The organism is Armatimonadia bacterium (assembly GCA_039679385.1).
In the GTDB taxonomy this organism is placed as follows: domain Bacteria; phylum Armatimonadota; class Zipacnadia; order Zipacnadales; family JABUFB01; genus JAJFTQ01.
In genome coordinates, this window is record JBDKVB010000112.1 from 1 (window position 1) to 8,713 (window position 8,713).

The 8,713-nt window shown below is 64.7% G+C and carries 6 protein-coding genes; all 6 read right to left on the bottom strand.

Annotated features, from left to right (window positions below; genetic code table 11):
- Positions 1 to 45: 45 nt before the first annotated feature.
- The gene (locus ABFE16_12870) at positions 46 to 1,524 is read right to left on the bottom strand and encodes an HD domain-containing phosphohydrolase (protein ID MEN6346184.1); all 1,479 of its coding nucleotides are present in this window, start codon (positions 1,522 to 1,524) and stop codon (positions 46 to 48) included.
- 118 nt (positions 1,525 to 1,642) lie between these two features.
- Entirely contained in the window at positions 1,643 to 3,979 is a 2,337-nt protein-coding gene (locus ABFE16_12875; GenBank protein ID MEN6346185.1) for a DEAD/DEAH box helicase, read from the bottom strand.
- A 29-nt stretch (positions 3,980 to 4,008) separates the two neighbouring features.
- Positions 4,009 to 5,712, bottom strand: coding sequence for an Rne/Rng family ribonuclease (locus ABFE16_12880; GenBank protein MEN6346186.1), 1,704 nt, complete (start codon positions 5,710 to 5,712; stop codon positions 4,009 to 4,011).
- Between the two features lie 204 nt (positions 5,713 to 5,916).
- Positions 5,917 to 6,573, bottom strand: a complete 657-nt coding sequence (locus tag ABFE16_12885; protein MEN6346187.1) for a TIGR03936 family radical SAM-associated protein — start codon at positions 6,571 to 6,573, stop codon at positions 5,917 to 5,919.
- A complete protein-coding gene (locus ABFE16_12890) occupies positions 6,573 to 8,381 on the bottom strand; it encodes a TIGR03960 family B12-binding radical SAM protein (protein ID MEN6346188.1) in 1,809 nt (602 codons plus the stop codon). The genes ABFE16_12885 and ABFE16_12890 overlap by 1 nt, the downstream gene beginning before the upstream one ends.
- 118 nt (positions 8,382 to 8,499) lie before the next feature.
- Positions 8,500 to 8,713: hypothetical protein (locus ABFE16_12895; GenBank protein MEN6346189.1), on the bottom strand; the 214-nt coding region annotated here is incomplete at its 5' end.

The window sequence follows — 8,713 nt, forward strand, 5'->3', positions numbered from 1 at the left end:
CTAGCCCTGACGCGGCGCTGGCCTCCTCCCTCTCTCTCCCCAGGGTCAAGTGAGCCGGGGCTCGAAGACCGTCATCAGCGCCTGTGCCACGGACGGGTCGAACTGCCTGCCTGCACCCGCTTCGATCTCCCGCAGAGCACCTTCGACGCTCAGCGCCTCTCGGTAGGGACGGTCCGAGGTCATAGCATCCCAGGCATCGGCCACAATCAGGATGTGGCCCAGGCTGGATATCCGGCCACCCAGCAGGCTCCGAGGGTAACCTTTGCCGTCGAAGCGCTCGTGGTGGCTCAGAATCAGCGGCTGAATGTCGGCCAGGAAGGTCGCCGGCGCCAGGACCTCGGCACCTACGGCAGGATGCCGACGCACGAGTTGCCATTCCCGATCGTCGAGCGGTCCAGGCTTGTTGAGCACCTGGTCCGGCACAGCAAGCTTCCCGATGTCGTGCAGGTCCGCCGCCGTGCGCAGCGACTTCCGATCGGCCGGACTGATCTCCAGGGCCTCCGCCAGCCGCCAGCACAGGGCCGCCACCCGTCGCGAGTGCCCATGCGTGTAGCGGTCCCGCGCCTCGATCGTCCTCACCATCGTCTGAATCGACCCCACGTAGGAGCGCTCCAGGTTGGTCAGCAGGTCGGCGTTCCGTAGCAGCAGATTGCACTGAGCACTGAGCACCGACACCAGTTCGTAGTCCGCCAGCGTGTAAGGGCTGCGCGGTTCTCGTCTCCCCAATGCAAGCGCTCCTCCCTCATCTCGCCCCGAGGCCAGGGGGACGACCATCGCCTCCACCACAGGACCCAGCACCGACCGACCGCCCGAGCGCACATCACTCACCGTCGCAGATAGCGGATGATGCGTCTCGCTCGTTACCAGAATGGGCCTCTGCGACATCGCACAGGCATAGAGAAGATCGTCCGGCGGCAGAGCCGGTCCTCCCGTCTCACTCTCCTGACGACCCAGCGGCAAGGGCCACAGCAGTCCCGCGCGGTACGTAGCCAGGTACCCAACATCACTGTGCGTGTGCAGCAGTGCTGCCGTCCCGGTCAGACGCAGCATCTCCCACGGGTTGGTAGCCTCTCGCACATCCTCACTGAGCTGGTACAGCTTGGTCAGCTCCTGCCGGCGGCTACGCTCACGGTCCTTAGCCCGGCGCTGCAGAGCACTGCGGACGCACCGAAGCAATTCCTGGGTCGTGAAGGGCTTGGGAAGGTAGTCGTCGGCCCCACACCGAGCAGCTCCCCGTGCGGTCTCGATCGACACGTTGCCGGTCATCATGATCGTGCTGGTGCTCGGCGATAGCTCCCGAACCACACCGGCCAGCTCAAGACCCGACATCCCCGGCATCACGATGTCGCATAGCAGCAAGTCCACATCGTGCTTCCGCAGCAACTCGGCAACCTCGTAGCCACCAGCCGCCCTGTGGACCACGAAGCCCTCCCTCTCCAGCACATCACCCACCATCTGCCGTACCACCGGCTCATCATCGACGACCAGCGCGCACTTACGGTCACCTGCGCATGCCTCAAGCATCTGGGCACAATTCCCCCTTTTGCAGCGAACGGACACCAAGGGGTTCGGCCCATGCTCGCAAGGCTTGAGAGCGTCAGACGCGGTTTGCTGTGACCTTTACAGGCTCGTCGCAGGGGTGTTACGGGGTAACCGGGGGACCGTCACTCCACAGTCGCGCCAGGAAGGCGGCGCCGGCCTTGTCTAGCGGCTGGTTTCCATCTCCGCAGTTCGGAGCCTGGACGCAGGAGGGACAACCGTCCTCGCACGGGCAGGTGCTGATAGCCTCAGCCGTGGCCCGCAGCAGCTCCTCCACACGCTCGAAGGCGCTCTCACAGATCCCCACACCGCCCGGATAGCCGTCATACAGGAACACCGCAGGACCACCCACCTCCGGGTGCTGACTGTGAGACGCCCCGCCCACATCATGCGGGTCACACAGCGCAAACAGCGGAAGCAACTGGATCATGGCATGCTCCAGGGCGTGCAGCGACCCTAGCAGGTCATGCCCGTTCTCCTGCAACGCCGCCAGGTCCTCTGGGCACGGCTTGATCCACAGTCCAACCGTCTCGTAGCTCGACGCAGGAAGCTCCAACTCGAAGCGCCCCAGCTCTTGCTCCGTGATCTGCCTGCGCCGTGTGTAGCCGATGACCGCCGACCGCACGTCCATCTCACCTAGGCAGAACTCCGTCCCCGTGGGGCAGCGACGGGTCACTTGCGCCTCGCCCGACCGCACCTCACTGGTCACCATCGGCACAGTGTAGTAGTCCACGCGCGCCGGGCGTACGTAGGCCACTCGACCTTCGAGGTCCAACTCCTCGACCAGGAAGGTCTCACCACCGTGCAGGTATACGGCACCTTCGTGCACGATACTGAGCGCGGAAGCCGCATCGACCGTCCCCAGCAGCGCGGACTGCTCGCCCTTGTCCCGCAGCACGATGTCAAAGCCCGTGCCGGAGGCGCTGCGGATACTGATCTCACCCGCCGGGTAAACGTCCGGCGCCACCCAGTACCACGCCGACCGTTTCGTTACATAGCCGTGCTCGCCCAGGATCCCCAGAATCTCCTCCATCTGCGGCCCGAAGAGGTCCGTCTCCTCCTCACGGACCGCAAGCTCATAGGCCGCACACAGCAGGTGCCCCGCGAGGATGAACCGGTTGTAGGGGTCGATGATGGCCTTCTCCGAGGACCGCTCCAGCAGGTAATCGGGGTGCTGCATCAGGTATTGGTGGATCCCGCCGGCCATCCCCATCAGCACCGCCAGGGCGTCCTGCCTTCCTCGTCCGGCACGACCCGCCTGCTGCCAGGTTGAGGCCACGCTGCCCGGGTACCCGGCGAGGATCGCCGCATCCAGCCCACCAATATCCACTCCGACCTCCAGCGCCGTCGTGGAGGTCACCGCCAGCAGCTCGCCCTCGAACAGGCGACGCTCAATCTCCCGACGTTCCCCGGGCAGATAGCCGCCCCGGTAGGCCATGACCTTCTCAACCAGCGAGGAACCGGTCAGCGCCTTGCGCACGTAGGTCAGGATCAGCTCAGCCTGTCGGCGAGCCAGCGTGAAGCAGATGCTGCGCACGCTCTGCCGCATGAGCCGGACAACCAGGTCGGCGGCCTCAAGGTTCGTGCTGCGCCGCCGTCCAGTCCTCTTCTCAAGCCGAGGTGGGTTCCACAGCACCAGGAACCGTTTGCCCTGAGGCGAGCCGTCCTCGTCCACCAGCTCAAAGGGCAGGCCGGTGAGGGTCTCGCATAGCTCGCGGGGATTGCCGATGGTCGCCGAGCAGCAGACGAACTGGGGGTACGAGCCGTAGTGGGCCGCAATACGTCGCAGTCGTCGGACCACATTTGCGGTGTGGCTGCCGAAGACTCCGCGGTACATGTGCACTTCATCCAGCACCACGTAACGAAGATTCCGGAAAAACTCAGCCCAGGTGTGGTGGTAGGGCAAGATCCCTACGTGGAGCATGTCGGGGTTGGTGAGAACAACCTGCGTCTCCCGCTTGATCCGGCGACGACGCGCAGTAGGAGTATCGCCGTCAAAGGTGTCGGCGACGAAGTGGGTGCCGGCTCCGAAGTCGGCCAACTTGCGCAGTTGATCCTGCGCAAGTGCCTTGGTCGGATAGACCAGCAGCGCCCGACTCGTGGGGCGTTCATAGAGGCTTTGCGCGACAGGAACGGTGTAGCACAGAGTCTTGCCGCTCGCCGTCGAGGACACGACGGCGACATGTTGCCCCGCCAGGACCGCGTCGATGGCCTTGGCCTGGTGGGACCACAGTCGCTGGATCCCAAGCGCCTCAAGCATCCCCTGCACCGAGGGGTGCAGTTCGTGGCTCAGGTCACCAAAGGCCGCCTCGCGCGCCGGGATCTCGCGCACATGCTGCACCTGACCCGCATAGTCCGGCGACTGCTGCAGCTCACTCAGGAACCCGGTGAAGTCCACGCGGACAGTGTACACCCCCGGGGTAGCTGGGGTGAAGTCCACAGCCGGTCACAGCCGCTCCAGCCTGGTCGCTACTTGCCCTTGGTGCCCATCGGCGTGGCCCGCACATAGGAGCGCCCCGCTGCCGTCACGCGAGCCTTAACCGGCCCCTCATGCTGCCCGGAGACCTCCGGCACCTCCACCAGGTAGCCATCGATCTGTGCCACGAGGCCTTCGCCTCCGCCAGGCAGGAACTGCTCGGGCTGAATCGTCAGCCGCCGTCCAACCTTGAACACCGGGTGCTGCTTCTCGATGTCCTTCACGGCACCCGGCGTGATCTCGTAGTTCTCGGGGTGAATCCCCGTATCGCAGCGAATGTAAACCTGCACACCGGTCTCTTCCTCAAGAACCCCGACCGCGTCGCCCTGGGGCCCGACGAGGCTAAGGCACACCCGCGGGTTCGCGACCACCACGTAGGCCTCCTCCCCCTCCTCCTTGTGCGCAGCTTTCACGCGGAGTTCCTCGGCAATCCGGCAGGCAACCGTCTCCGGCGACAGGATCAGGCCGAGACCGCTGCAGCACGGGCAATGCGTCGTCAGCTTCTGCTGCAGGCTCTCCTCGGTCCGCTTACGGGTCATTTCCACCAGGCCCAGCCGGGTGATGTGCATGATCCGAGTGCGCATGCGGTCATCCTTGAAGGCGTTCCGCAGGGCCACTAGCACCTGGTCGCGGTGCTTCCGCTTGTCCATGTCGATAAAGTCAATAACGATGATGCCGCCGATATCGCGTAAGCGCAGTTGCTTGGCGATCTCGTCGGCGGCATCGAGGTTCGTCCTAAGCACGGTCTCTTCGAGCTTCGCGGCGCCCGTAAACTTCCCCGTGTTGACGTCGACTGTGGTCAGCGCTTCCGTCTGCGCGATGTTGATGTGTCCGCCGTGCGGGAGCCACACCTTGGGCTGCAGGGCCCGGTCAATCTGCTGCTCCACACCGAAAGCAGTGAAGATCGGCTGGTCGCCCTTGTATAGCTCCACACGCTTCCGCAGCTGGGGCTCGACGTTGTCGACAACATTGAGAACCTTGTCGTAGGTCACCTTGTCGTCGATTACGAAGCGGGCGGTGCTCACCGCCAGCACATCACGCACGACCTCGAACACCAGGCTCAGGTCGTCATGGATCAGCGCCGGTGCCTTCGCTTGCCGCGCCTTGCCCTCGATCGAGCGCCACAGCTTCGTGAGGAACTTTACGTCGTCCTCGAACTCCTTGCGCTGGGCTCCCTCGGCACGTGTGCGGACGATCACCCCGAACCCTTCAGGCTTCACCGACTGCGCCAAGTCTCGCAGGCGCGTACGCTCGGCCTCGTCGTCGATCTTCTTGGAGACCCCGACCCGTCCACGGCCGTCATGGGTCAGGACCAGATGCCTGCCGGGGAGGGAGATCCTCCTCGTCGCACGAGCGCCCTTCAGATCAACCGGGCCCTTCGTCACCTGAACCAGGAAGGTATCGCCGTTCTTGACGACCTCCTTGATCGGTGGGAACCCGTTCATCTTGTGGCGCATCTGCTGCCGGGTCGGCTCCTCTTCCATCGCGTCCGAGACATGAAGGAACACATTGCGCTCGATCCCACAAGTCACAAAGGCCGCATCCAGGGCAGGGACCACATTCTCTACCTGACCCAGGTAGATGTTCCCCACCACACTTCCCTCGCGCTCGTACATGATCTCCGACAGATCGCCGTCGTCCAGGATCGCTACTCGCGTCTCGCGGGGGTTCACATTTACAACGATCTCTGTTGCCACGTTATCTGATACCCTCAATGGCAGGATGCCTCTCTGCTGGCCAAAGCCCTCTCCGCCGGATGCAATCCCCGGACGGGCCGACCTGGCAACCTGCGAAGTGTCTGAGCGCTGAGGCCTGTGTCTACCTCTCGCGCTTCCCGGGGCGATACCGCCACCGGACCTGACCTGCCTTAGCACCACCATGACCCTCGGTCAGGCTCTCGATCAGAAAAGGGCTGTGCGCGTCAGCCGTTCAACCTCGCACGACCCACCACCGAGGCGCTCATGGAGCGCCTCCACAACCTCTGCCGGCTTCGCCACGTTCTCGCCGGCTATCTGCAGCCTCATTCGAAGCCGCCTGGCCTCTACGTCCACAACCTCAAGTTCGACGATTCCCGGGCGAATCTCCTGCTCACCCTCCCCGGATTTCGTCCGTCGCCATGCCATGACACTCTCAGCAGCAAGCACCGCATTGACGGCCGCCTCCACTTCGGCAGCACTACACGATACCCGCAGCTCGGCCAGATACTCGGCATAGGCAATGTCCGCCAGCGGCGACCTGCGCCCACGATAGCCCCCGCCCAACTCGACAATCTGCAGACTCGGGGGCAGTTGCGCACTCAGACGACGATGGAACTCGCGCGGGTCCACCGGTGCGACCAGATCCACAATGCACAACTCCGCCTCACTCTCCACTCCCACCGGCAGAGGGGAAGCAAAGGCGATCTTCGCCCGTGGATTGAAACCCTCGCTGTAGGCCACGGGTAGGCCGGACCGCCGAACGGCACGGTCGAAAGTCCGTGCCAGGTCCAGATGTCCCACGTAGGCTATCAGCCCGTGCTTGGCGAAACGGATGCGAGCATAGGGGCGACCGCGATCCATCAGCACCCTCGCTCCCGGTTCGCAACCTCGCACTTGGCAAGCCGCGACACTCCACACCCCAGGCATGGGCCAAAGCGGCAATCCTCGCTGGTCTGCCCCCCGACCGCACGCTCACGCTCGGCAAGCAGGAACTGCCGGCTTACCCCGGTGTCGATGTGACTCCAGGGAAGCCTGGCGCCCGTAGCGAACTCCCGGCTCGCCTCCTCCTGCAGCGACAGCCCACTCTCGGCAAAGGCCTGCTGCCAGCGCGAGTAGTCGAAATGCTCCGACCAGGCATCCATCCTCGCACCGGCACGGTAGGCAGCCAAGATCGCCTGAGCCGTCTTCCGCGAGCCGCGCGCCAGGGCCGACTCCAGCACACTCTCCTCGACCCCATGGCACCAGACGCTGATCTGCTTGTCCCGAATCGCGCCTCTCACCAGCGCCTGACGATGCCGTATCTCCTCCATCGAAAGCTGCCCGGTCCACTGGAAGGGCGTGTGGCACTTCGGCACCAGCGTTGAGACAGAGACGTTGATCTTCATGCGCGAGGCCGCGCGGCCAAGGGTCTCCCGACCAGCTTTGGCCACCTGGCGGACCAGGTCGGCGATCGCAAGCACATCCTCCTCCGTCTCCGTCGGCAGCCCAATCATGAAGTACAGCTTGACGGTGTGCCAGCCGTTGCTGAAGGCCGCCCGGGTCGCCGCGAGCAGGTCCTCCGCCGTCACACCCTTATTGATCACGTCGCGCAGGCGCTGGGAGCCTGCCTCCGGCGCAAAGGTGAGCCCCGATTTGCGCACTCTCTGCACCTTCCGCGCCAACTCGACGCTGAAGCTGTCAATCCGTAGCGAGGGCAATCCCACCGAGACCCGCTGCGAAGCCAGGTCTGCATGGAGCCCGTCGATCAGCTCGCTGATGCCCGTGTAGTCAGGGCAGTTCAGCGACACCAGCGAAACCTCATCGTAACCCGTACTCGCAATGATCTCCCGTGCCTGTTCCCGCAGCGTCTGCGGGGTGCGCTCACGCACGGGCCGATACACGATGCCTGCCTGGCAGAACCGGCAGCCTCGGGTGCAGCCCCGTGCGACCTCAATCTGGCCCCGGTCATGGACGATCTCCACAAAAGGAACCAGCGGGTGTCGGGGGTACTCAGCCGTCTCAAGGTCTGCCACCACGCGCTTGGTGATGGTGCACTCGGCCGGATCATGCACAGCCGGCACGTACACCCCGGGGACCTCTGCCAGCGCCGCCAGCAGCGCTGCACGGCCGTCCTTGCGCCGGAGCTTCACCACCTCCAGCACTTCGCCCAGGGCCTCCTCCCCATCCCCGATCACAAAGGCATCGAAAAAGGGCGCCATGGGTTCGGGGTTGTAGGCACAGGGACCGCCGCCCAGGACCAGCGGCATCTCCTCGCCACGCTCGGCCGCGAGAAGCGGAATCCCACCAAGCTCCAGGAGGGCGAGCACAGTGGAATAGGTCAGTTCGTGCTGCAGGGTGATCCCGACGACGTCGAACTGGTGCAAGGGGTCGCCGCTCTCCAGCGCCGGCAGGGCAACTCCCCGTTCCCTCATGGCGGAGGCCGCGTCCGGATGCGGGTAGTAGCAACGCTCACCCCAGGCATCCGGCCGTTGGTTCACGACGTGGTACAGAATGTGCGACCCGACGTGGGACATCCCCACTTCGTAAACATCCGGGTAGCACAAAGCGACCCGCAGCTCGACCTCCTGCGGATTCTTGATGACAGCGTTGAACTCGTGACCGATATAGCGCGCAGGCGCCTGGACCTGCGTTAGGATCTCGTCCGGGAGACCCCTCGTTGGCGTCGACATACGGTTCCTAAGGTACCCCGTGAACAAGCTGCCCGGGGCGCAATCAGCATATACCCCACACCCTCCCCACTGCGATGATACGCCTCGGGCCTTTGCGAAGTCAAGCCGGGGCCGCCTCCTACGCCTGCTTGGCTGCCCCACCGGCCCCTCGCGCATCCCGCCCGAGGCCCCGTATCAGGTCCAGGTCGAGGGCGCCCTTCTGACCCCAGCCGCCCCTCCCGGGCTCGATGGCAGGTCGGAATCGCTCGTAGAGTCCGTAGGCAACTTCGGCCAGGTCCTCCGGCGCATAGGCCGCGGCGAGTTCCTCCATTGCCTGCCGCACTCGCGGCAGC

Excerpts from the sequence above, each read along its gene's own strand:
- ABFE16_12885 (MEN6346187.1), bottom strand. The coding sequence starts at position 6,573 with ATGGATCGCGGTCGCCCCTATGCTCGCATCCGTTTCGCCAAGCACGGG.
- ABFE16_12870 (MEN6346184.1), bottom strand. The coding sequence starts at position 1,524 with ATGCTTGAGGCATGCGCAGGTGACCGTAAGTGCGCGCTGGTCGTCGAT.
- ABFE16_12890 (MEN6346188.1), bottom strand. The coding sequence starts at position 8,381 with ATGTCGACGCCAACGAGGGGTCTCCCGGACGAGATCCTAACGCAGGTC.